Source organism: Pantoea sp. JGM49 (genome assembly GCF_018257655.1).
GTDB lineage: Bacteria > Pseudomonadota > Gammaproteobacteria > Enterobacterales > Enterobacteriaceae > Pantoea > Pantoea communis.
On the sequence record NZ_JAERJM010000004.1, the window covers coordinates 221,066 to 244,565 of the forward strand.

At 54.1% G+C, this 23,500-nt stretch carries 26 protein-coding genes; 15 read left to right on the forward strand and 11 right to left on the reverse strand.

Annotated elements, in window-relative coordinates; genetic code table 11:
* Window positions 1–181 precede the first annotated feature (181 nt).
* Entirely contained in the window at window positions 182–796 is a 615-nt protein-coding gene (gene ruvA, locus JK231_RS09130; protein WP_034828652.1) for a Holliday junction branch migration protein RuvA, read from the forward strand.
* Between the two features lie 8 nt (window positions 797–804).
* Entirely contained in the window at window positions 805–1,809 is a 1,005-nt protein-coding gene (ruvB, locus tag JK231_RS09135; protein ID WP_097116855.1) for a Holliday junction branch migration DNA helicase RuvB, read from the forward strand.
* A 70-nt stretch (window positions 1,810–1,879) separates the two neighbouring features.
* Here ruvB and znuB read toward each other — a convergent pair whose 3' ends face one another.
* Both znuB and znuC read right to left on the reverse strand, forming a co-directional pair.
* Window positions 1,880–2,665, reverse strand: a complete 786-nt coding sequence (znuB, locus tag JK231_RS09140) for a zinc ABC transporter permease subunit ZnuB (RefSeq protein WP_034828656.1) — start codon at window positions 2,663–2,665, stop codon at window positions 1,880–1,882.
* Window positions 2,662–3,417, reverse strand: a complete 756-nt coding sequence (gene znuC, locus JK231_RS09145) for a zinc ABC transporter ATP-binding protein ZnuC (RefSeq protein ID WP_097117250.1) — start codon at window positions 3,415–3,417, stop codon at window positions 2,662–2,664. Before znuC ends, znuB begins: the two co-directional genes overlap by 4 nt.
* Before the next feature lie 77 nt (window positions 3,418–3,494).
* Between znuC and znuA the strand changes: the two genes are divergently transcribed.
* From znuA to lpxM, 3 genes are all read left to right on the forward strand, one after another.
* The gene (gene znuA / locus JK231_RS09150; RefSeq protein ID WP_058960184.1) at window positions 3,495–4,466 is read left to right on the forward strand and encodes a zinc ABC transporter substrate-binding protein ZnuA; all 972 of its coding nucleotides are present in this window, start codon (window positions 3,495–3,497) and stop codon (window positions 4,464–4,466) included.
* A gap of 14 nt (window positions 4,467–4,480) precedes the next feature.
* Entirely contained in the window at window positions 4,481–5,809 is a 1,329-nt protein-coding gene (gene mepM, locus JK231_RS09155) for a murein DD-endopeptidase MepM (protein ID WP_034828661.1), read from the forward strand.
* 127 nt (window positions 5,810–5,936) lie between these two features.
* A complete protein-coding gene (lpxM, locus tag JK231_RS09160; protein WP_038646521.1) occupies window positions 5,937–6,914 on the forward strand; it encodes a lauroyl-Kdo(2)-lipid IV(A) myristoyltransferase in 978 nt (325 codons plus the stop codon).
* Window positions 6,915–6,939: 25 nt separating this feature from the next.
* On the opposite strand, the gene JK231_RS09165 is transcribed toward lpxM, so the two are convergent.
* The 3 genes from JK231_RS09165 to JK231_RS09175 form a co-directional block, all read right to left on the reverse strand.
* Window positions 6,940–8,175: an MFS transporter gene (locus JK231_RS09165; protein ID WP_182058046.1), complete on the reverse strand. Its 1,236-nt coding sequence runs from the start codon at window positions 8,173–8,175 to the stop codon at window positions 6,940–6,942.
* A gap of 92 nt (window positions 8,176–8,267) precedes the next feature.
* On the reverse strand, window positions 8,268–9,710 hold the full coding sequence (gene pyk, locus JK231_RS09170) for a pyruvate kinase (protein WP_211728415.1): 1,443 nt from the start codon (window positions 9,708–9,710) through the stop codon (window positions 8,268–8,270).
* 117 nt (window positions 9,711–9,827) lie between these two features.
* A complete protein-coding gene (locus JK231_RS09175) occupies window positions 9,828–10,673 on the reverse strand; it encodes a MurR/RpiR family transcriptional regulator (RefSeq protein ID WP_211728474.1) in 846 nt (281 codons plus the stop codon).
* A gap of 373 nt (window positions 10,674–11,046) precedes the next feature.
* On the opposite strand from JK231_RS09175, the gene zwf reads away from it, so the two are divergent.
* Together zwf and JK231_RS09185 are read left to right on the forward strand one after the other, a co-directional pair.
* A complete protein-coding gene (gene zwf / locus JK231_RS09180; protein WP_034828667.1) occupies window positions 11,047–12,522 on the forward strand; it encodes a glucose-6-phosphate dehydrogenase in 1,476 nt (491 codons plus the stop codon).
* Window positions 12,523–12,707: 185 nt separating this feature from the next.
* A complete protein-coding gene (locus JK231_RS09185; protein ID WP_034828669.1) occupies window positions 12,708–13,346 on the forward strand; it encodes a bifunctional 4-hydroxy-2-oxoglutarate aldolase/2-dehydro-3-deoxy-phosphogluconate aldolase in 639 nt (212 codons plus the stop codon).
* A gap of 81 nt (window positions 13,347–13,427) precedes the next feature.
* On the opposite strand, the gene purT is transcribed toward JK231_RS09185, so the two are convergent.
* Window positions 13,428–14,606, reverse strand: coding sequence for a formate-dependent phosphoribosylglycinamide formyltransferase (purT, locus tag JK231_RS09190; RefSeq protein ID WP_097116859.1), 1,179 nt, complete (start codon window positions 14,604–14,606; stop codon window positions 13,428–13,430).
* A gap of 161 nt (window positions 14,607–14,767) precedes the next feature.
* On the opposite strand from purT, the gene JK231_RS09195 reads away from it, so the two are divergent.
* Window positions 14,768–15,409, forward strand: coding sequence for a DUF533 domain-containing protein (locus tag JK231_RS09195; protein WP_211728416.1), 642 nt, complete (start codon window positions 14,768–14,770; stop codon window positions 15,407–15,409).
* 17 nt (window positions 15,410–15,426) lie between these two features.
* On the opposite strand, the gene JK231_RS09200 is transcribed toward JK231_RS09195, so the two are convergent.
* The gene (locus JK231_RS09200; RefSeq protein WP_211728417.1) at window positions 15,427–16,299 is read right to left on the reverse strand and encodes a LysR family transcriptional regulator; all 873 of its coding nucleotides are present in this window, start codon (window positions 16,297–16,299) and stop codon (window positions 15,427–15,429) included.
* A 91-nt stretch (window positions 16,300–16,390) separates the two neighbouring features.
* On the opposite strand from JK231_RS09200, the gene JK231_RS09205 reads away from it, so the two are divergent.
* Entirely contained in the window at window positions 16,391–16,903 is a 513-nt protein-coding gene (locus JK231_RS09205; protein ID WP_160832844.1) for a phenolic acid decarboxylase, read from the forward strand.
* Window positions 16,904–17,030: 127 nt separating this feature from the next.
* On the forward strand, window positions 17,031–19,094 hold the full coding sequence (locus JK231_RS09210; protein WP_211728418.1) for a prolyl oligopeptidase family serine peptidase: 2,064 nt from the start codon (window positions 17,031–17,033) through the stop codon (window positions 19,092–19,094).
* Here the strand turns inward: JK231_RS09210 and exoX are convergent.
* Both exoX and JK231_RS09220 read right to left on the reverse strand, forming a co-directional pair.
* Entirely contained in the window at window positions 19,088–19,756 is a 669-nt protein-coding gene (exoX, locus tag JK231_RS09215; protein ID WP_038646533.1) for an exodeoxyribonuclease X, read from the reverse strand. The two genes, JK231_RS09210 and exoX, sit on opposite strands and share 7 nt — an antisense overlap.
* Before the next feature lie 7 nt (window positions 19,757–19,763).
* Window positions 19,764–19,994 (reverse strand): DNA polymerase III subunit theta, encoded by a 231-nt coding sequence (locus JK231_RS09220; RefSeq protein ID WP_034828680.1) that lies wholly within the window; start codon window positions 19,992–19,994, stop codon window positions 19,764–19,766.
* A gap of 153 nt (window positions 19,995–20,147) precedes the next feature.
* Here JK231_RS09220 and copC point away from each other — a divergent pair, with 153 nt between their 5' ends.
* The 5 genes from copC (at window position 20,148) to JK231_RS09245 (ending at window position 22,856) form a co-directional block, all read left to right on the forward strand.
* The gene (gene copC / locus JK231_RS09225) at window positions 20,148–20,525 is read left to right on the forward strand and encodes a copper homeostasis periplasmic binding protein CopC (protein ID WP_211728419.1); all 378 of its coding nucleotides are present in this window, start codon (window positions 20,148–20,150) and stop codon (window positions 20,523–20,525) included.
* 3 nt (window positions 20,526–20,528) lie between these two features.
* Window positions 20,529–21,410: a copper homeostasis membrane protein CopD gene (gene copD / locus JK231_RS09230; RefSeq protein ID WP_097116866.1), complete on the forward strand. Its 882-nt coding sequence runs from the start codon at window positions 20,529–20,531 to the stop codon at window positions 21,408–21,410.
* A gap of 29 nt (window positions 21,411–21,439) precedes the next feature.
* Complete coding sequence (locus JK231_RS09235; protein WP_176505731.1) at window positions 21,440–21,787, forward strand: YebY family protein; 348 nt, start codon at window positions 21,440–21,442, stop codon at window positions 21,785–21,787.
* Window positions 21,788–22,253: 466 nt separating this feature from the next.
* A complete protein-coding gene (locus JK231_RS09240; RefSeq protein WP_211728420.1) occupies window positions 22,254–22,580 on the forward strand; it encodes a hypothetical protein in 327 nt (108 codons plus the stop codon).
* A 108-nt stretch (window positions 22,581–22,688) separates the two neighbouring features.
* The gene (locus JK231_RS09245; RefSeq protein ID WP_166932300.1) at window positions 22,689–22,856 is read left to right on the forward strand and encodes a hypothetical protein; all 168 of its coding nucleotides are present in this window, start codon (window positions 22,689–22,691) and stop codon (window positions 22,854–22,856) included.
* Between the two features lie 42 nt (window positions 22,857–22,898).
* Here the strand turns inward: JK231_RS09245 and JK231_RS09250 are convergent, their stop codons facing one another.
* The gene (locus JK231_RS09250) at window positions 22,899–23,177 is read right to left on the reverse strand and encodes a hypothetical protein (protein WP_097116869.1); all 279 of its coding nucleotides are present in this window, start codon (window positions 23,175–23,177) and stop codon (window positions 22,899–22,901) included.
* 62 nt (window positions 23,178–23,239) lie between these two features.
* Complete coding sequence (locus JK231_RS09255) at window positions 23,240–23,500, reverse strand: DUF3761 domain-containing protein (RefSeq protein WP_211728421.1); 261 nt, start codon at window positions 23,498–23,500, stop codon at window positions 23,240–23,242.

Consider the following 23,500-nt stretch of genomic DNA (forward strand, 5'->3'; position numbering starts at 1 on the left):
TATTGATCCAGCCTTTTTTATGATATAAATACCCGTCATCTTTCCACTGGCTGATGCGCGAGCTACCCTTGTTCACCTGAATCACTGACCTCAGTGCGTTCATCGTCATGCGCTCGCTTGCCGCTTTAACGTCAGCGGAAATCAATCAGGTATTTTTAGGATTACATAAGGAACTGCTCAGGTGATTGGTCGCTTACGAGGCAATATTCTGGAAAAACAGCCGCCGCTGGTGTTAATTGAGGCGCACGGTGTGGGTTATGAAGTGCACATGCCAATGACCTGCTTCTACGAGCTGCCGGAGATCAATCAGGAAGCGATTATCTTCACCCAGTTTGTGGTGCGTGAAGATGCGCAGCTGCTGTTCGGCTTCAATAACAAACAAGAGCGTGCGCTGTTTCGTGAACTGGTGAAAGTCAATGGCGTGGGGCCAAAACTGGCACTGGCAATCCTTTCTGGCATGTCAGCACAACAGTTTGTGACCGCCGTTGAGCGTGAAGAGATCGCGTCATTGATCAAGTTGCCTGGCGTCGGCAAGAAAACCGCCGAGCGTCTGGTGGTGGAGATGAAAGACCGCTTTAAAGGCATGCACGGCGATCTGTTTGGCAGTGACTCGACCTTCACATTGACCACGCCGTCTGAAGCGCCAGCCGCGAATGATGCTGAGGCCGAAGCGGTTGCTGCACTGGTGGCGCTGGGTTATAAACCGCAAGAAGCCAGCCGCATGATCAGTAAAGTCGGCAAACCTGATGCGGATTGCGAAACCCTGATCCGTGAAGCTCTGCGCGCAGCTATTTGAGGTAATGCATGATTGAAGCCGATCGCCTGGTCTCGGGCGTCTCTATAAATGAAGAAGAGAGCCTCGACCGTGCCATTCGTCCTAAGCTCCTGGCGGAATACGTGGGGCAACCGCAGGTGCGCGAGCAGATGGAGATTTTCATCAAAGCAGCGCAACTGCGTGGCGATGCGCTGGACCATCTGCTGATTTTCGGCCCGCCGGGATTAGGTAAAACCACGCTGGCTAACATTGTGGCGAATGAGATGGGCGTGAATTTACGTACCACTTCTGGTCCGGTGCTGGAGAAGGCAGGCGATCTGGCTGCGATGCTGACCAACCTCGAACCTCATGACGTGCTGTTTATCGATGAGATTCACCGCTTATCACCGGTGGTGGAAGAGGTGCTCTATCCGGCGATGGAAGACTATCAGCTGGATATTATGATTGGCGAAGGCCCAGCGGCGCGCTCAATCAAACTTGATTTGCCCCCCTTTACCCTGATTGGCGCCACCACGCGCGCGGGCTCGCTGACCTCGCCGCTGCGCGATCGCTTTGGTATTGTGCAACGCCTTGAATTTTACAACGTACCGGATCTGCAACACATCGTCAGCCGCAGTGCAGCGTGCTTAGGATTGGCATTGAGTGAAGAGGGCGCGTTAGAAGTGGCGCGCCGTGCCCGTGGTACACCTCGTATCGCCAACCGTTTATTGCGTCGCGTACGCGATTACGCCGAAGTTCGCGCCAACGGTGTGATGAGTGGAGAAGTCTCTGCCAGCGCACTCGATATGCTCAACGTCGATAATCAGGGTTTTGATTATATGGACCGCAAGCTGTTGCTGGCGATCATCGACAAGTTCTCGGGTGGTCCGGTGGGATTGGATAACCTGGCGGCGGCGATTGGTGAAGAACGGGAAACCATTGAAGATGTGATTGAACCCTTCCTGATTCAACAAGGATTCATTCAGCGCACGCCGCGCGGCCGTCTGGCCACGCAGCATGCCTACAAGCATTTCGGCATCAGCCGCGACGAGTAATGCTGGCGTTCGTCCGGCTGCGCGATTTCACGATCGGGCATTCGCTAAGGGGCCATTAATGGCCCCTTTATTACGCCGCCGGCTTTTTCGCCATACTAAAGATGAACAGCACAGCGGCGCACAGCACCACGGAAGGGCCGGCGGGTGTATCGTAAGTGGCGGAGAACGTCAGTCCGCCGGTGACCGCCAGAATACCGATAATCACCGCAAAACCGGCCATCTGTTCCGGTGAACGGGAGAAACGACGTGCGGTGGCAGCGGGAATAATCAACAGTGAGGTGATAATCAGTGCACCGACAAACTTCATTGCCACACCAATGGTTAAGGCGGTGACCAGCATCAGCATCAGGCGCGTGCGTTGAATGTTGACGCCATCCACTTGAGCTAACTCCGGGCTGATGGTCATCGACAGCAGTGAACGCCACTGCCATGCCATCACCGCCAGTACAATGGCCACGCCAGCGCCCATCATCCACAAATCATCCGGTGTCACCGCCAGCAGATCGCCAAACAGATACGCCATTAAATCGACACGTACACCCTGCATCAGGCTGACTACCACCAAACCCAGCGACAGCGCGCTGTGCGCCATAATACCGAGTAACGTATCAATGGCCAGATGCGGACGACGCTCCAGCCACACTAAGCCCAGAGCCAGAAATACAGTCACCAGAATCACTGCATAATAGGGATTCACATTGAGCAGCAGACCAAAGGCCACGCCGAGCAGCGAAGCGTGCGCGAGGGTATCGCCGAAATAAGACATGCGGCGCCAGACCACAAACGAGCCAAGCGGACCCGCCGCCAGCGCCAGCAGCACGCCACCGAGCCAGCCGGGTAATAACAGTTCAATCATGATGGACCATTTCCTTTGCGCAGCACAATGCGTCCCTGTAAATCGTGACGGTGATTATGATGATGGCGGTAAATAGCCAATTGCTGCGCGCCGCGTGGGCCGAACATGGCGATAAATTCTGGATGCTGCGACACCGCTTCTGGCGTGCCGGAACAGCAGATGTGGTGGTTGAGGCACAGTACCTCGTCAGTTTTTGCCATCACCAGATGTAGATCGTGCGAAACCATTAGCACGCCACAGTTGAGCTCCTGACGAAGCTGATCGATCAAATCGTAGAGCGCCACTTGCCCATTTACGTCAACCCCTTGCGTAGGTTCATCTAACACCAGTAACTGGGGTTGATTGAGCAGGGCACGCGCCAGCAGTACGCGCTGGGTTTCACCACCTGAGAGTTTTTGCAGAGGCGCATTCAGCAGATGTCCGGCCTGCACGCGTTTCAAAGCCGGGAGAATAGCATCTCGCTTGCTGCCACGCGTCAGACGCATAAAACGTTCAACGGTGATCGGCAACGTCGGGTCAATGTGCAACTTCTGAGGCACGTAGCCAATGCGTAAACCGGGGGTGCGTTTGACGCTACCCCCTGTAGGCGTAAGAAGGCCGAGCACCGTCCGGACCAGCGTCGATTTGCCCGCGCCGTTCGGCCCAAGCAGCGTAAGTATTTTCCCTGGCTCCAGTGTCAGGCTAATACCTGCTAGCACAGGCCGCTGGGAAAACTTGACGGAGATGTTTTCAAGTGTAACAAGTGACGACATATTATTTACGGGTTGCATTGAATTTCGAATGTTATAATATCACATTCCATCAACAGGTCACGATGGAATGACGCATTATGTTACACATTAAGCAGCGCTTCGCTTTCACTCTTCCTGCTGCGGCTCTCGCCGCCGCCTGCGCGATGCCCGCGCACTCAGCCGTAGTGGCTTCAATCAAACCGATCGGATTTATCGCAGCGGCCATTGCAGATGGCGTGACGCCAGTGGAAGTGCTGTTGCCCGATGGCGCTTCAGAGCACGATTATGCTTTACGTCCTTCTGATGTAAAACGTATTAAAAACGCGGACTTAGTGGTATGGGTTGGACCAGAAATGGAGGCGTTTCTGACCAAGTCAGCGGCAGAGTTACCTGAGGCTAAAAATCTCGAAATAGCGGCGATGCCAGGGGTGAAACCGCTACTGATTCGTGGTGGTGAAGACGAGGACGAACATGAGCACGGTCACGATCATGAGCATGACTCAGATAAGTCTGATGACCAGGAGCCGTCTCATACACACCACCACCATGGTGAGTTTAATATGCACCTGTGGATGTCACCTGAGATTGCGCGACAATCTGCGGTTGCAATCCACGGAAAATTATTGGAACTTATGCCGCAAAGCAGAGCCAAACTTGACGCGAACCTGCAGCAGTTTGAAGCAGAATTAGCAGATGCGGATAAGCATATTGGCGCGCAGCTTGCCCCCGTTAAGAGTAAGGGTTATTTCGTTTTTCACGATGCTTACAGCTACTTTGAAAAACACTACGGTTTGTCCCCTGCTGGACATTTCACCGTCAACCCTGAGATCCAACCGGGCGCCCAGCGTTTACATCAAATACGAACACAGTTGGTTGAGCAAAAAGCCGTATGCGTTTTTGCTGAACCACAATTCAGGCCGGCCGTCATCGATGCCGTGTCTCGCGGAACCAACGTGCGCAAAGGCACACTTGACCCGCTGGGCATGGGAATCAGCTTAACCAAAGACAGCTATGTGAAATTCCTCTCACAGTTGTCGAGCCAGTATGCGAGCTGCCTGAATGGAGCATAGAGGAATAAGTAAAAGTGCAGCAGATAGCCCGCTCTGTCGCCCTCGCATTTAATAATTTGCCGCGTCCCCACCGCGTTATGCTGGGATCATTAACCGTTATCACGTTGGCCGTCGCTGTCTGGCGGCCTTACGTTTATCATCCCCATGATGTTGCCCCCATCGTGAAAGACATCACGCTGGACAAAAACGAACTGCGCACGCTGTTACCCGAAGCCAGTGAGCCGATTGATCAGACCACGGTTGAACCGGAAGAAGAGATTCCGGCCGATGACATCGATAAAGATGTGCAGGACAACCCGAATCAACACGATTACACCGTTTCCTCTGGCGATACCCTGAGCAGCGCACTGAATCAGTACGGTATTGATCTCAGTGATATCAATGCGTTAGTCAATAGCGATAAAGACTTCCGTAACCTGCGCGTCGGTCAGCAACTCAGTTGGACGTTGGATGCGGATGGTCAACTGCAAAACTTTACCTGGGAAGTGGATCGCCGTGAAACCCGCACTTACGAGCGCCAGCCGAATGGCAGCTTTAAGATGCAGCAGGAGATGCAAAAGGGCGAGTGGCAAAATAGTGTGCTGAAAGGTGAAGTGCGTGGCAGCTTTGGTGCCAGCGCCCAGCGTGCAGGCTTGACAAGTGCTGAAACCAGCAATGTTATCAAAGCCATGCAGTGGCAGATGGATTTCCGCAAACTGCGCGCCGGTGACGATTTCAGCGTGCTGATGTCCCGCGAGATGCTGGATGGCAAAAGTGCGCAGAGCCAGCTGCTCGGCGTGCGTCTGCGTACCGGTGGCAAAGATTACTACGCGTTCCGCGCGGAAGATGGCAAATTCTACGATCGTAACGGCTCAGGCCTTGCCCGTGGTTTTATGCGCTTCCCGACGGTGAAACAGTATCGCGTTTCCTCCAACTTTAATCCGCGCCGTCTTAACCCGGTAACGGGCCGCATCGCACCACATAAGGGTGTCGATTTCGCGCTGCCGATCGGTACACCGGTATTGGCCGTGGGTGATGGTGAAGTGGTGATGGTCAAAAATGGCGGGGCGGCGGGTAACTATGTGGCCATTCGTCACGGTCGTCAGTATATGACCCGTTATATGCACCTGAGTAAGGCGCTGGTGAAACCAGGACAGAAAGTGAAGCGCGGTGACCGTATTGCGCTGTCAGGCAACACCGGGCGTTCTACGGGGCCACATCTGCATTACGAAGTGTGGATCAACAATCAGGCCGTCAACCCACTCACGGCGAAACTGCCGCGTATGGAAGGGCTGACTGGTAAAGATCGCAGCAACTATCTGGCGGACGTGAAGAGTTATCTGCCACAGCTGGCACTGAAATAACCCATTTCTGTAGCCAATAGTGAAAAAACCGATGAATTATTCGTCGGTTTTTTGCTATCTGACGCATGATGATTGCAAAATTAACCACCGTCACTATCATTGTCCCGTCATTGTCAGAGGCGAGTGCATGGAAACCCGAAAGAAAAATAACAGTGAATTTATTCCCGTTTTTCAACGTTCTTTTTTAAAACCGAAATACTGGGGCAATTGGCTGGCGATTGGTGCGCTGGCGGGCATGGCAATGCTGCCTGCCAAAGTGCGCGACCCGATTTTGGGTGGATTGGGGCGGTTTGCCGGTAAGCTGGCAAAAAGTGCGCGTCGTCGTGCGTTGATCAATCTCTATTATTGCCTGCCGGAGTTAAGCGAAGCACAGCGCGAAGAGATTGCTGATCGTATGTTTGCCACCGCGCCACAGGCGATGGTGATGATGGCTGAGTTGGGGATGCGCGATCCGGCTCGTGTGCGCCAACGCGTTGACTGGCACGGCCGTGAAATTATCGAAGCCCTGCAGGCCAACAAAGAGAACGTGATTTTTCTGGTGCCGCATGGTTGGGCCGTGGATATCCCGGCGATGCTGCTGGCGTCAGAGGGCCAGATGATGGCGGCCATGTTCCATAATCAGAGCGATCCGCTGCTGGATTATGTGTGGAACACCGTACGGCGTCGCTTTGGTGGCCGCATGCATGCACGTAATGACGGCATTAAGCCATTTATCGCCTCGGTGCGTCAGGGCTATTACGGTTACTATCTGCCGGACCAGGATCACGGCCCGGAGCACAGTGAATTTGTGGATTTCTTTGCCACCTACAAAGCAACACTGCCAGCGGTCGGCCGATTGATGAAAGTGTGTCGAGCGCGCGTGGTGCCACTGTTTCCGGTGTACAACAGCGAGACCCATCGTCTGGAAATCTATGTGCGTCCGCCGATGGACGATTTGCTGGATGCCGACGATAACACCCTGGCGCGGCGAATGAATGAGGAAGTTGAGATATTTGTGCGGCCGCATCCAGAGCAATACACCTGGATTTTAAAGCTGCTGAAAACGCGTAAAGAAGGGGATATTGAACCTTATGCGCGTAAGGAGCTTTATCCTCGCAAGAAATAACGAAGGGGCCGATTGGCCCCTTTGATTATTCTACCGCTTCAACGTGGCTGCGCCGGATACGTTCACGCAGGAACAGTGTGACCAGGCCAAACCACAGCACACCCGCCGCAAAGTTGATGCCGCTGAACCATGGCGTGCCACCACTGAAGTAGCCTGCTTTCGCCAGTTCAATCCCGATGGCCAATGTCAGAATACTGATCATTCCCAGCATGGCTGCCACGCTGCCTTTACCTTCGCTGCTGGAATACAGCGTCAGACGATACAGACCGGCGTTGACCATGCCCGCACCAAAGGCATACAGACTTAATCCTGCGGTCAGCAGCAGGTAGGTATGGCTGTCGAGCAGGTTAGCCAGCAACGAGATGCTTAAACCCAGCAGAATCGGCCACGCCGCGAATTTGACCGGCTGCTCGATGGGAACGCGACCCGCCAGTTTACCCAGCGTCAGGTTGCCAGCAATCATGGCAAGGAACACTGGCAGTTGCAGCAACGCATACTCCATGCGCGATAAGCCCTCGTCATGCATCAGAATCACGGGCGACAGGGCAACCCAGGTCAGAATCGGAATAAACACCAGGCCAATAGCGAAAGACCCATACATCACCTGACGATCGCGTGCCAGACGGCCATAGGCGCGTGCCAGATTCGGCAGGGCAATGGAGTGGCTACGATCGCCAGCGGTTTCCGGCATGATGCGCCACAGCACCACAAAAGCCACCACGCTACAAATCGCAAACAGCCAGAACATGCTGCGCCATTCACCCACGGTCAACCAGGCGGCACCCGCCAGCGGACCGGCCAGCGGGGCTAAGAGGGCCACGTTGGCCATTAGCGCCATCATGCGCACCGCTAAAGCCTCATCAAACGCTTCCTGCACGGCGGCATAACTGACTGCACCGATAAAGCACAGGCTGATGCCCTGAATAAAGCGCAGGGTGACAAACTGTTCGATGTTCGTGACCCAGGTGGTCAGAATGCAGGCCGCAGCAAAGAACAGAATGCCGAACAGCAGGACTGGACGGCGACCATATTTGTCCGAGAGCGGGCCGAGCAGCCACTGCAGCACCACGCCGCCCATCAGATAAGCAGTAAGAGAAGTCGACACCCATTCCGGGCCGACGTTGAATTCAGAAGTGACCAGCAGCATGCCGGGCTGAATCATGTCATGGGCGATGTAAGTCGCGAACTCAAACAACACCAGCGCGAGCGGGAACAGCAGCACCCGTCCAGTGAGTTGGGTAATCGGTTGATAGCGGGCCATCTGGCCTCCTTGTCAGAAAAAATAAAAACGCGACTGCCAGGCAGTCGCGTTTATCCATGTTGTTACAGCCGCTGTGAGTGGTGCGTGAGCGTTTAGTCTACGCGCAGAACACGGCTGGTGTTGGTGGTGCCGGTGGTTGCCATCACGTCGCCCTGGGTGACAATCACCAGGTCGCCCGAGACGAGGAAACCTTTGTCGCGCAGCAGGTTCACTGCATCATGCGCGGCGGCTACACCATCATTGTTGCTGTCGAAGTAAACCGGTGTCACGCCGCGATACAGCGCAGTCAGGTTCAATGTACGTTCGTGACGTGACATAGCGAAGATCGGCAGGCCAGAAGTGATACGTGACGTCATCAGCGCAGTACGGCCCGATTCGGTCATGGTGATGATGGCAGAAACCCCCTGCAGGTGGTTGGCTGCATACATCGCGGACATCGCAATCGCTTCTTCCACGTTGTCGAACTGCACTTCAAGACGGTGCTTAGACACGTTGACGCTTGGGATTTTTTCCGCACCGAGACACACTTTCGCCATCGCTGACACGGTCTCCGCTGGATACTGACCGGCAGCGGTTTCTGCTGACAGCATCACGGCATCGGTACCATCCAGCACGGCGTTCGCCACGTCCATCACTTCAGCACGGGTTGGCATCGGGTTGGTGATCATCGACTCCATCATCTGCGTGGCGGTGATGATGGTACGGTTCAGCTGACGCGCACGACGAATCAACGCCTTCTGGATCCCTACCAGTTCTGGATCGCCAATTTCAACGCCGAGGTCGCCACGCGCGACCATCACCACGTCAGAGGCGAGAATGATATCATCCATCGCTTCCTGAGACGCAACGGCTTCTGCACGTTCGACTTTGGCCACCAGTTTGGCTTCACAACCTGCATCGCGCGCCAGTCGGCGAGCGTAGTTCATGTCTTCACCATTTCGCGGGAATGACACGGCCAGGTAATCCACGCCGATTTTCGCGGCGGTAATGATATCGACTTTATCTTTCTCCGTCAGCGCTTCGGCAGACAAACCGCCGCCGAGTTTATTGATGCCTTTATTGTTGGAGAGCGGGCCGCCGACGGTGACTTCGGTGAAGACTTTCACACCCTGAACTTCCAGCACCTTCAACTGTACACGACCATCATCCAGCAGCAGGATGTCGCCCGGCACCACGTCTTCTGGCAGACCTTTGTAGTCGATACCGACTTTCTCTTTATCACCTTCGCCTTTGCCCATATCCGCATCCAGCAGGAAGCGATCGCCGACATTCAGGAAGACTTTGCCTTCTTTGAAGGTGGAAACACGAATTTTTGGACCTTGCAGGTCGCCCAGAATCGCCACGTGACGGCCAAGCTTAGCGGCAATCTCACGCACCTTGTTGGCGCGCATCTGGTGGTCTTCCGGGGTACCGTGGGAGAAATTGAGTCGCACCACGTTCGCGCCCGCCGCGATGATTTTTTCGAGGTTATTGTCGCGATCGGTGGCTGGGCCGAGGGTAGTTACGATCTTGGTTCTTCTGAGACGTCTTGACATGAAGGACTCCGTTGACAAAGGTTCGTGTCACTCTCAAGGGGACACGGTGTAATCGCATATTCTATATGATCGATGGGCTGTGATTCGACTCACATTGTGAATGTGATGTTAATTATTTTACTGCAACCGCTTTTCCAGGCGCGAATCTTTGAGCGCTTCTTTCACCCGTTTCAGGTTTTCGCGGAAAGCCGCGCCACGCTCAAGGGTAAAACCTGTCGCCAAAACATCAACCACGGTTAATTGCGCAAGGCGGGAAACCATCGGCAGGTAGATATCCGTATCTTCAGGTACATCGAGCGTCAGTGCGAGGGTTGCTTCTGCCGCAAGGGGTGAACCCGGAGAGGTGATAGCCAGTACTGTGGAAGCGTTTACACGCGCCAGGCGAGCCAGTTCTATCATATTTTTGGTTCGACCAGTATGTGATATGAGAACAAAAACGTCATTTGGTCCACTATTTATGCAACTCATGCGCTGGATCACAATATCCTCTGACCAGATGACCGGCAGATTAAAGCGCAGGAATTTATTGGTCGCGTCGTGCGCCACAACCGCAGAGGCGCCGAGACCAAAAAAGGCGATTTTTTGGGCCTGAGTCAGGGCTAGAACCGCTTGATCAATGACCTGAAGATCCAGTTGTTGGCGCACATGACTTAAGCCGGCGAGGGCGGAATCAAAAATCTTGTGGCTGTAACTTTCAACGCTGTCATCTTCTTCCACATCGCGGCTGACCCAGTTCGGGGTCTTCGCCAGACTTTGCGCCAGGCGTAACTTGAAGTCGGGGAAGCCGCGCGTGCCCATACGATGGCAGAAGCGATTCACTGTCGGTTCGCTAACGTCGGCGGCGCGGGCGAGGGTGGCGATGCTGGAGTGCATTGCCTGCTGCGGAGCGGCCAGAATCTGTTCTGCCACTTTCCGTTCTGATTTGCTAAGCGCGTTAAGTTGCGCCTGAATATGTTCCAGCATGTCGTTAACCCGATGCGCCTCAATCACTTTCGTCGCGTTCATCACCTGATAAAACGCTGCCAATTCACAACAATATACCGTGTAATACACCCTCGCACGCAGCAGCGGACAAATGTAAGCGCGTTTTTTTTGTCATACTTTGATCGTTGCCGGGTTTTATCCCGACAAACATCGAAACAGAAAAAGCGTGAAAAGCGCACACCACAACACACCTTTGTTCGCCATCATGTTCAAAGTAATGGCTAATGCCACACCGCGTCTGGGTTGTTCCGATGCGGGGAAAAAAGTACATTGTGCTGTAAGAAAATTACAATAAGGACCTGGGATGATGAGGACGCTCAAACCGGGTATATCCTGCAACGAGGAGAGGAAAATGGCGGTAACACAAACAGCCCAGGCATGCGATCTGGTTATTTTCGGTGCCAAAGGCGATCTTGCTCGCCGGAAACTGTTGCCTTCACTGTATCAGCTGGAGAAAGCCGGTCAGATTCACGACACCACACGCATCATCGGCGTGGGGCGCGCGGAGTGGGACAAAGACGCGTACACCAAAGTGGTGCGTGAAGCGCTGGAAACCTTCATGAAGGAGAAAATCGACGAAGCGCTGTGGGATAAACTCAGCAGCCGTCTCGATTTCTGCAACCTCGACGTTAACGACACCTCGCATTTCACCAAACTGGGCAAGATGCTTGACCAGAAAGATCGTGTCACCATCAACTACTTCGCCATGCCGCCGAGCACCTTTGGCGCCATTTGCGATGGACTGGGCGCCGCCAAGCTGAATGCTAAACCGGCGCGCGTGGTGATGGAGAAGCCGCTCGGCACCTCGCTCGAGACCTCGCAAGAGATCAATGACAGCGTTGGCAAGTACTTCGAAGAGAGCCAGGTGTTCCGTATTGACCACTATCTCGGTAAAGAGACGGTACTGAACCTGCTGGCTCTGCGTTTCGCCAACTCTATCTTCGTGAATAACTGGGATAACCGTACCATCGATCACGTGCAGATTACCGTGGCGGAAGAGGTGGGTATCGAAGGTCGTTGGGGTTACTTCGATAAAGCTGGCCAGATGCGCGACATGATCCAGAACCACCTGTTGCAGATCCTCACGATGATCGCCATGTCACCGCCATCCGATCTCAGTGCGGATGCCATCCGTGATGAGAAAGTGAAGGTGCTGCGTTCGCTGCGTCGTATTGACCAGACCAACGTGCGTGAAAAAACCGTGCGTGGCCAGTACACCGCCGGCTTCGTGCAGGGCAAAAAAGTACCAGGCTATCTGGAAGAAGAGGGCGCGAACAAGCAGAGCGCCACCGAGAGCTTCGTGGCGATCCGTGTTGATATCGACAACTGGCGCTGGGCGGGCGTGCCGTTCTACCTGCGCACCGGTAAGCGCTTGCCGACCAAATGCTCTGAGGTTGTGGTGTACTTTAAGAACCCAGAGATGAACCTGTTCAAAGACTCTTATGCTGAACTGCCGCAGAACAAGTTGACCATTCGTTTGCAGCCGGACGAAGGGGTGGATATCGAGATCCTGAACAAAGTGCCGGGTCTGGATCACAAGCACAAACTGCAGACTACCAAGCTGGATCTGAGCTACTCCGAGACCTTCAACCAGTCGCATTTGGCGGATGCCTATGAGCGTCTGCTGCTGGAGACCATGCGCGGTATTCAGGCGCTGTTTGTACGCCGTGACGAAGTGGAAGCGGCGTGGGGCTGGGTGGATTCCATCATTGATGCATGGAACGCCGATGCTGAAGCGCCTAAGCCATACCAGGCTGGCACCTGGGGTCCGGTGGCGTCCGTCGCGATGATTACGCGTGATGGCCGTTCGTGGAATGAGTTTGAATAAGCCTTGAAATTTAAGCCCGCCAATGAGCGGGCTTTTTTGTGCCCAAAATTCATTTTTCTTAAAATTGAACCAGAGTTTCAATAATTTTTGATATCCGATAGACGCCGCTCCAGCCAATCTTGTATGGTAGAGCCCAAACATTGACAGCCGGATGCGAGTCGGGCTGATGCCACTAAGGAAACCTGATGAAGAACTGGAAAACCACAGCTGAACAGATCATGACTACGGGCCCGGTTGTGCCGGTGATCGTGGTGAATAAACTGGAACACGCCGTGCCGATGGCCAAAGCGTTGGTGGCCGGCGGTGTGCGTGTGCTGGAAGTGACGCTGCGTACGCCGGTGGCGATGGACGCGCTGCGTGCGATGATCAAAGAAGTGCCAGAAGCGATTGTCGGTGCGGGCACAGTGATTAACACCCAGCAGCTGAAAGAGGTGACTGATGCCGGTGCGCAGTTCGTGATCAGCCCAGGTCTGACCGAGCCGTTACTAAAAGCCGCAGTTGAAGGTCCGGTACCACTGATTCCGGGCATCAGCACCGTTTCTGAACTGATGTTGGGTATGGATTATGGCCTGCGTGAGTTTAAGTTCTTCCCGGCTGAGGCGAATGGTGGTGTTAAAGCGCTGTCAGCGATTGGCGGTCCTTTCCCACAGGTGCGCTTCTGCCCAACCGGCGGTATCTCACCGGCCAACTATCGTGACTACCTGGCGCTGAAAAGCGTGCTCTGTATTGGTGGTTCGTGGTTGGTGCCGAACGATGCGCTGGAAAGCGGCGACTGGGATCGCATTACGCGTCTGGCTCGCGAAGCCGTTGAAGGCGCGAAGTAACGCATCTGGCAGGGTGCGAATCATTGGAACTGAAAGGGCGGCCTGGTGGCCGCCCTTTTTCGCTGTCAGCAGCTGAGGGAATTAGCCCTCTACTTTCACGGCTGCGGCACTCGCCACGGCACGTGCAATCGCCTGATCGGTATTGTCACCGGTAGCCAGCGCTACGCCCAGACGACGTTGACCAGCAATCTCTGGCTTGCCGAACAGACGCAACTGCAGTCCCGCACCCAATGCCGCTTCGATGTTCACGAACTGCACATTGTTGCTATCCAGCTGTGGCAGAATCACCGCCGAAGCCGCCGGGCCATACTGGCGAATGCCACCGATTGGCAAGCCGAGGAACGCGCGCACATGCAGAGCAAACTCGGACAGATCCTGAGAAATCAGCGTCACCATGCCGGTATCGTGTGGGCGTGGCGAGACTTCGCTAAACACCACCTCATCACCGCAGACAAACAGCTCAACGCCAAACAGACCGTATCCGCCCAGGGCTTTCACCACTTTTGCGGCGATATCTTGTGCACGCTGCAGAGCCAGGTCGGTCATCTGCTGTGGCTGCCAGGATTCACGGTAATCGCCATCTTCCTGACGATGACCAATCGGCGCGCAGAAATGGATGCCATCCACTGCGCTGATGGTCAGCAGGGTGATTTCGAAATCAAATTTCACCACACCTTCGACGATCACGCGACCGGCACCGGCACGTCCGCCTTGCTGCGCGTAATCCCAGGCTTTATCCAGCTGGCTCGCTTCGCGGATGAAACTCTGACCTTTGCCCGATGAGCTCATTACTGGTTTAACGATGCACGGAAAACCAATTTCATTGGCGGCTGCGACGAAATTCTCTTTGCTGTCAGCGAACTGATAGGTTGAAGTCGGTAACGACAACTCTTCTGCCGCCAGACGGCGAATACCTTCGCGGTTCATGGTCAGGCGCGCAGCACGCGCGGTAGGTACCACTTTCTGGCCTTGTGCTTCCAGTTCCAGCAGTTTTTCAGTGGCAATAGCTTCAATTTCTGGCACCACAAAGTGCGGCTTCTCCAGCGCAATTAACGCAGCCAGCGCATCACCGTCCAGCATATTGATCACATGGCTACGGTGTGCAACGTGCATCGCAGGGGCATCGGCATAACGATCCACGGCAATCACTTCCACACCCAGACGCTGACACTCCAGCGCCACTTCTTTGCCCAATTCGCCTGAACCTAACAGCATCACACGCGTTGCGGCAGGGCGCAGCGCGGTTCCGAGAGTCGTCATAATTTCACCTTAGCAGTCAAAATGCGCGCGCAGTATATACGAAAACGTTTGCGTACTCACGCATTCGCCTTCATCAGGTTTGCCATACTTTTCCCGCTCTGACGTTACCTGACACTCGCTACGGCAGCATGGAACGCGGAAACTTAAACAGGAGTTAAACGATGAGCAATTGGTTGCAGCAAATCCAGTCGGTGCTGGCGAAGAAGGGCGGCGACGGCAAAGCCGGTGGTTTGAGCGATATGCTGGCACCCGGCGCGCTGGGTGGTTTAGCGGGATTGCTGGTGGCCAGCAAGTCTACACGAAGCCTGTTGACCAAATATGGCGGCAAAGCCTTGCTGGTCGGCGGCGGTGCGGCAGCGGGCGCCGTGCTATGGAACAAATACAAACAGCGTGTGCGTGAAACGCACCAGGATGAGCCGGAATTTGGTCAGTTGCAGACACCTGTGGATCAGCGCGCTGAACGTTTGGTGACGGCGTTAGTGTTTGCCGCCAAAAGCGATGGTCATATTGACGATCGCGAACGTGCCGCTATTGAGCAGAATATCCATCAGGCGGGTTATGGTTCACAGGCGGAAACGCTGATCCAGCAGGCGATGAACCGTCCACTCGATCCACTGTGGCTGGCAGCCGATGTGAAAAACGAAGAAGAGGCGCTGGAACTGTACTTCCTCAGCTGTGCCGCCATCGATGTGGATCACTTTATGGAGCGCAGCTATCTCTCTGCACTGGGTGATGCCCTTAAGATCCCACAGGATGTGCGCGACGGCATTCAGCGCGATATTCAGGCGGAGAAAGCGGCGTAATGATGCTGAAGCCTGGATCATATCCAGGCTTTATTGCGCATCAGATCGAGCAGTGTTTGCAACTGTGCATCAATAACAATGATCTCGTTATTGATCAGTAAATGCAGCGCTGTTACGCGACGAACGCCCTGTTGCAGCGGCAGCATCTTCAATGTTCCTGCCGCCAGGGCGGACTGAATACGGGTCTCCGGTAACCAACCATAACCAACCTGATGCATTACCGCCTCAATTGCGGCCTCGATGGTGGAACAAGCCCAGATCTCTCCCTGATGGTGCTCCTGCAGTACGCTAAAATGCTGATGATCGGCAATGCGGATCAGCGGATATTCAGCTAACTGCTCAGCACTAACCGCACCATTCAATTGATGTAACGCATGCTGATGGTGCGCAACAGCCACGAAATCCACATTCATCATCCATTCGCCCCGGCCTGTCCCGGGCTGGCGCTGGCTCAATACCATTACATCCGCCTGGCTGTTATCCGGTATCTGCGTTTCCAACACCTCGGTGACGTTAACCTGCGTACCTGGATAGAGACGCTGGAATTCACTCAGCACACTGAACAAATGCTCGCGCGGCAAGATGCTATCCACCATCAGTTCGATGCGGCTGCGCTCTCCGTTGCGCATAGCGCTGGCGGTGCTTTCCAGCGCGTAGAAAGCTTTCAACAGTGGCCTGACCTGCGCCAGAAGCTTTTCGCCTGCAGGCGTCAGCACGGTGCGCCTTCCTTTGGTCTCCAGCAAGGTGACTTCAAGGCGTTCTTGCAGCATGGCGAGGTTATAGCTTACCGAAGACTGGCTGCGATGTGTCGACTCAGCCGCGCTGGCGAAACTGCCGCGCAGCACCACCTCATTTAACAAGCTCCACTGTTCCAACGTTGATTTATGCATATCATCTAAATTTTGAATGAATTTTATCGAAACATAGCGTTATTCATCAGGTAAGTGAAGGCGTAATCTGGCTTCAAACCAAAGGAGACACATTATGAGTAACTTCGATAAAAATGATTTGGCTGGATTTGTTGGCAAACACCTGATCTATACCTATGACAATGGCTGGAACTATGAGCTGTATATTAAAAATGCCAGCACCGTTGATTATCGTATTCATAGCGGGATGGTGGGTAATCGTTGGGTTAAGGACCAGCGCGCCTATATTGTGCGAGTCGCGCAAGAGGTCTACAAAGTTTCCTGGACTGAACCCACCGGCACTGACGTCAGTTTGATCGCGAATCTGGGAGACAGATTATTTCACGGTACGATCTTCTTCCCCCGCTGGGTGATGAACAACCCGCAGCAGACGGTTTGCTTCCAGAATGAACATCTCAACGAAATGAATCGTTATCGCGAAGCGGGTCCAGCTTATCCCACTGAAGTGATCGACGAATTTGCCACCATCACACTGGTGCGAGATTGTGGTGCCGATAATGATGAGGTCATCGCCTGTGCGGCCAGTGAATTGCCCGCTGATTTTCCAGCTAATTTGTTGCGTTAACCACCCTTGACGAGGGGGCGCATGAAAAAGCGCTCCTTTCGTTACACTTCCTGTGCGCTGCTGCTTGGCTTCCCGCGTGATAAGTGCCACGCTTGCTGAATGTTGTCTTTCAGGGAAAGGAGCCAGAATGCATCAGCCACAAGCGAAAAAAATCCCCCACGTCATGAATCTGCACGGCGAATCGCGCACCGATAACTACTATTGGCTGCGCGATGACGAGCGTGAAAACCCAGAAATTCTGGCACATCTGCACGCCGAGAATGCGTACGGTAAAGCGATGATGGCGTCGCAAGATCCTTTGCAGGAACGGGTATTAAAAGAGATTGTCGACCGCATTCCACCGCAGGACCACTCCGTCCCCTACGTAAAAAACGGTTATCGCTATCAAAGTCGCTATGAGGTGGGGAACGAGTATCCGCTCTATTTTCGTCAGCCGATTAGCGCACCAGAGAATGAACCCTGGCAATTGCTGATCGACGGTAATCAACGAGCTTCTCACAGTGATTTCTACACCATGGGCGCACTGGCGATCTCACCCGACAACCAGGTGATGGCGCTGGCGGAAGATTTTCTGTCGCGCCGCCAGTATGGCATCCGTTTCCGTAACCTGGAGAGTGGCAGTTGGTATCCGGAAGTGCTAAGCAATGCTTCTTCCAGCGTGGCGTGGGCCAATGATTCGCGCACGCTGTACTACGTGCGTAAGCATCCGAAAACGCTGCTCGCCTATCAGGTGTGGCGCCATGAGTTAGGTCATCCGCAATCAGACGATCAGCTGGTGTATGAAGAGCAGGATGAGAGCTTCCATCTCAGCGTGCACAAAACCACCTCCGAGCACTTCATCCTGATTGCGATGTACAGCACCACCACCAGTGAGATCCAGCTGATTGATGCCGAGTATCCGGATGCGCAGCCGCAGGTGTTCTGTCCACGTCGCCGTGATCACGAATACAGCATCGATCACTACAATCACCAGTTCTATATTCGCTCGAATCGCGACGGCAAAAACTTTGGCCTGTATCGCAGCGCATGGCTGGCCGAGAACCGCTGGCAGGCGTTGATTCCGGCACGCGATAACGTGGTGCTGGAGGATTTCCAACTGTTCCGCCACTGGCTGGTGGTGGAAGAGCGCCAGCGCGGCGTCAACACGCTGCGTCAGATCAACTGGGAAAGCGGTGAAAGCATCGGGATCGCCTTTGACGATCCGGCTTACGTCACCTGGCTGGCCTACAATCCTTCGCCGGAAAGTGACACGTTACGTTATGGCTACTCATCCATGACCACGCCAACCACGTTGTTTGAGCTCAATATGGAGACGGGCGATCGCCGGGTGTTGAAACAGACGCCGGTGCCGGGCTTCAACTCAGACGACTACAAAAGCGAACATCACTGGATCACGGTGCGTGATGGCACTGAAGTGCCGGTGTCGCTGGTCTATCACCGCAAGCATTTCAAACCAGGCAGTAATCCACTGCTGGCTTACGGCTATGGTGCCTACGGCAGTAGCATGGACGCCAGTTTCGGCACCAGTCGCATTAGCTTGCTGGAACGCGGTTTTGTTTACGCCATTATCCATGTGCGCGGCGGTGGCGAACTGGGGCAGCAGTGGTATGACGATGGTCGCCTGAAGAAGAAGATGAATAGCTTCACCGACTTCATTGATGTGACGCAGGCGCTGGTGGCGAAAGGCTACGGCAATCCGCAGCAGCTGTATGCGATGGGCGGCAGTGCGGGCGGCTTGTTGATGGGCGGTGTGATGAACCTTGCCCCCGAACTGTTCCACGGTGTTGTGGCGCAAGTGCCGTTTGTCGATGTGGTGACGACCATGCTGGACCCGTCCATCCCACTAACCACCGGCGAATATGACGAGTGGGGCAACCCGGAGCAAGAAGAGTTTTACCACATCATTCGCCAGTACAGCCCGTATGACAACATCGAAGCGAAAGCCTACCCGCATCTGTTAGTGACGACAGGATTGCACGATTCCCAGGTGCAGTATTGGGAACCGGCGAAGTGGGTAGCAAAACTGCGTGAGCTGAAAACCAACGATACACTGCTGCTGCTGTGTACCGAGATGGATTCCGGTCACGGTGGTAAATCAGGGCGTTTTAAAGCCTATGAAGGGGTAGCGCAGGAGTTTACTTTCCTGATCGGTCTGGCGCAGGGCAGCTTGCCAGACCGCGTCGATTATTGATCGACTTTCACGTACTTGCGCAGCGCCTGCCGTAACGGTGGGCGCAAATCGCGCACATTCTCCAGCACCCAGCGTAAGTAGCCGGGATCTTTACGCGCAATGCTGCCAATGCTTTGCCCGCGATATTTACCAAACGGGAACACATCGCCGCTGACTTCTGCGGGCTGACAGCGGCCGACCATATCACTGACGCTCCAGCCGGAGGTCTCCATGATGCGGATCAGCAGCGCAGCGGTGACATAGCAGTCATACAACGCACGGTGCGCATGCAGTTCAGCAGGTGGCGTAACGTCAAGCTTCAGGCTGTGACGCAGTGCCTGGTTTCCGTACTTAATGCCCGGCCACAGCTGGCGCGCCAGCGTCATGGTGCAGATCCATTCACCGGGCATGATCGGCAACATACGACGATCAAAACTGGCATTGTGCGCCACATAATGCGGGCTGCCATGATAGCGACCAATCGCTTCTTCAATGGTCGGCTTATCGGCGACCATTGCTTCCGTAATGCGATGCACCGCCATCGCCTGACGGCTGATAGGGCGGTCCGGGCAAATCAAATCGCTCATCGGATTGACGATCTGTCCGTCGATCACATCCACTGACGCGACTTCGACCACGCCGCCTTGCAGGCCACAGGTTTCGGTATCGATAACGCGTAACATAGGTTAATTACTTCTGTTTGGGTTCGTAGGGCAGGCGAGAGAGGCTGAGCGATGCCTGGCGATAGCTCATCAAACGCTGACGGAACCACTCGCGCAGCGCTTCCGGCTGCTCGCGCTCGACCATTTCCGCGATCACGGGCATGTTGTAGCGCTCTTTAAAGGCCACGCCTGCGGCGGCCAGATCGACATTGACTTTGTCTTTCTCTTCCTGCGACAACAGGGCAAGGTTTTGGCTCATGCATTTCTCCTGATAAACAGGGGCAAAAGTAATGGTTTCCCCTTTACGGATCAAGGAAATTGGATCGCACCGCAAGTCTCGACACGTCTTTGCCAGCGGCGTATCCTGCTGCCACGTTTGCGGCAGAGCGCCGCATGGCAAAGGGAAGAAGTGATGAAGAAAACTGCGTTAAACCCGGTTGTGGCGCTGTTGCTGGCGTCATCCACGTTGGTCTTCAGTCAGTTTGCACTGGCACATGCTCACCTGAAAACGCCGGTTCCCGCCGATAAAGCGGTGATCGACAGCTCGCCACAAAATCTGACGCTGACCTTCACTGAAGATGTTGAGCCTGCCTTCAGCGGTGTTGAAGTGCTCAATGCGCAGAATCAGCCGATGGCCGTGGAAAAAGCCAAACTCAACGACAAGCAGCATGATCAGTTGATCGTGCCGATCAGCAAACCGCTGCCATCTGGCAACTACCAGGTGAACTGGCATGTGTTGTCGGTAGATGGTCACAAAACCAAGGGAAGTTACGCGTTTAGCGTGAAGTAATCCATGGTTCTGAGTACGTTGTGGATCGTCCTGCGCGCCCTGCATTTTATTGCGGTGCTATTGCTGGCTGGCAGCGCGTTCTATACGGCTCTGCTGGCACCGCGGCGTTATCGCCCGGTGCTGGCGCAACGTTTGCACAAAATTTTAGTCACGACAGCGCTATTGAGTCTGCTCAGTGCGGTGTTAATGCTCGCCACGCAAACCGGTTTGATGAGCGGTGACTGGCACAATGTTGGTGACCTGGAAACCTGGCAGGCGGTTTTAGCGACGCGCTTTGGCGCGGTGTGGTGTTGGGAACTGGGGTTCGCACTGCTGAGCACGCTGGCCTTGCTGCTGCGTGGCACACTGCGCCAACAGCTCTTGCTGATAAGTGGTCTGTTGCAGTTGGCGGCGCTGGCAGGCGTCGGGCACGCCGCGATGCGCGATGGTTTACCCGGCTTGCTGCAGCAGATCAATCACGCGCTGCACTTGATTGCCGCCGCGTTCTGGACTGGCGGCTTACTGCCCCTGTTATTGCTAATGCGTGAAGCCCGTCAGATTACGTATCGCACCGATGCGATTCGCTGCATGATGCGCTTTTCGCGTTACGGTCATCTGGCTGTCGCACTGGCTTTGCTCACCGGGCTGATCAACAGCCTGCTGATAGGCGGCACACCGCTCAATTGGGGCACCACGCTGTGGAGTGCGATGCTGGTGGTCAAAGTGATGCTGGTGATGATGATGGTGGGCATTGCGCTGATCAATCGCTATGTTCTGGTGCCAGGTTTTCGCGTCGCGGGTAGTCACGCGCCGCAGCAGTTTATTCGCCTGACGCAGCTTGAGCTGCTGCTGGCCATTGTTGTTGTCGGATTGGTTAGCGTGTTTGCCACGCTGTCTCCGGCCTGAATTGTAATTAAAGAGAAAATGAGGTCGATATTTTGCTGAAGAAATTGATTCCAGCCTGCATTCTGATGACACTGTGCAGCCAGGTGATGGCCGCGCAGATTATTACCGTCAGCCGCTTTGAGATTGGCAAAGACAAATGGCCCTTCACCCGCGAAGAGGTGATGCTGACCTGTGAGAAAGACGGCGCGCTGTTTGCCATCAATCCGAGCACCTTGCTGCAGTATCCGCTGAATGATAAAGCCCAAGCACGCGCTGATGCCGGTAAGGGCACACTGCAATCCATCGATACCATCGTGGCGGAAGACAAAGCGCATCCGGGCCAGAAGATGAGCCTGCAACCGATCGTCGATCGCGCGCAACAGCTGTGCGGTAAGTAGTCCCTGCAAAAATTCGGGCGTAGCGCACAGTTTTGCCGCTACGCTTGCTTTCCCGATGTGTCAGCACGATCACAGAGTTGGCAGCTTCCTGACCGCATCGTGACGGTTGGCTGGAAAATAATCACCCTTGGACTACCTTTAAATGGCAAGGCGAACTCGCCTTCAAAAATGCCAACTTTTAGCGCACGGCTCTCAAAGAGCCATTTCCCTGGACCCGATACAGGAATCGTATTGGGTCTTTTTTTATGTAATTGATTATGATTATAATTTACTCTTCAACCAAGTTTCCCGAAATTTGTCCGAAATCCTTTTATCCGAATCAATTTCATATCCCGCAATCCTAACCCAATCTTTGCGCAAAATACCCGCAAATCGCCCAGTTATTCACCCAATCGTGCCTCGCTTCACGTGCTACATTTCCTCTCAGCAATACGCCAACCCTGCCAGCCCAAACGAGAGTCTTGAGATGTTCAAACCTGCTGTACTGTTCACCACTATCCTGCTGCTCAACGGCTGTGCGTTGAAACAATACCCGCAATCACCCAAAGTCAGTGATGAAGAAGCGCAAACCTACAATTGTGCGGCACTGGATCAGGAAATTGCGAAATCCCACAGTGTGCAGCAGCAGATCGACAAAACCGGCGAGTTTGATGCGCTGACGGTGATTGGTTTCATCGGCGATTTTGGCATCGGCAACGGTATCGCTAAGGCTAGCGCCAACAAGCATGCCTCGACACGGTTAAATCAGCTGGAACAATTAAAAGCCGTGCGTTGCAGTCACCCAACGGCGTAATGAATTCAAGCCAGCACGAAAGATGCGGACATTTAACAGCAGCCAGTTAGCGTGAAAAATGGTATAAGAGTGCGCACTGTTTTTATTGCCGATTAATAAGGATCCTTCATGGCAAATGCGCAATATCTTCTCTGGGTAATGATTGGCACCTTAACGCTACTAAGCATCTTTATCGGTGTGGTAGTCGGTCGGACGAAAACGCCTCGTGTTGGCTTTGCGACCTTTGCCGGATTATGGGTATTTTTCCTGCTGGCGATATTCTTTCTCTCGCATTAAAGAACACCGTTTGCCACACGGCTTGTGTGGCAAATCAGTTGGTTAAGCGGTGTGGTGTAAAGCGGCACGATGCTGAGCAATTAGCGTGTCAGCCAGGTGACGATCTTCTTCATGTTGCGAGACGTAATATTCATAAGGATCGCGCACGCCGAGGCTTACGATATAATCCAGATGGGCTTGTTTCACTTCGCGGTTAATATACTGCACCAGCTCTAATCCCAACTCATCTGCATAAACCGGCGCTTTGCTTTTTATTTCGCGAATCAAGTCCACGTTATTTTGCATAAAAAGCTCCAGATCGATTTTATAATAGTCTTTCATTGCTCACTCCTTAAGAAAATAGTGTCCTTTAAGCCTGGCACATGCTGCTTATTGCGTGTGGCTTAAGATGCCAGCCATTCCGCAACGCCACCATGGCGAGAACAGGTCCCGCGGTGATGGGTGCTGAAACTGTATGACCCATCGCGACAGCGAGCGGTTGCGCCATCGGGAACGTCATTATTTTGCGTATGTGCAGGACGATGAATCGATTGTCCTTCGCTGTTGATGTAATTGCCTTGCTCGATCAGTTCAACATGCTTTTTGGCGTGAGTGGGCATGCTGAAAAGCAACAGCATAAGGGTGATAACAGAAAGCGTTTTCAT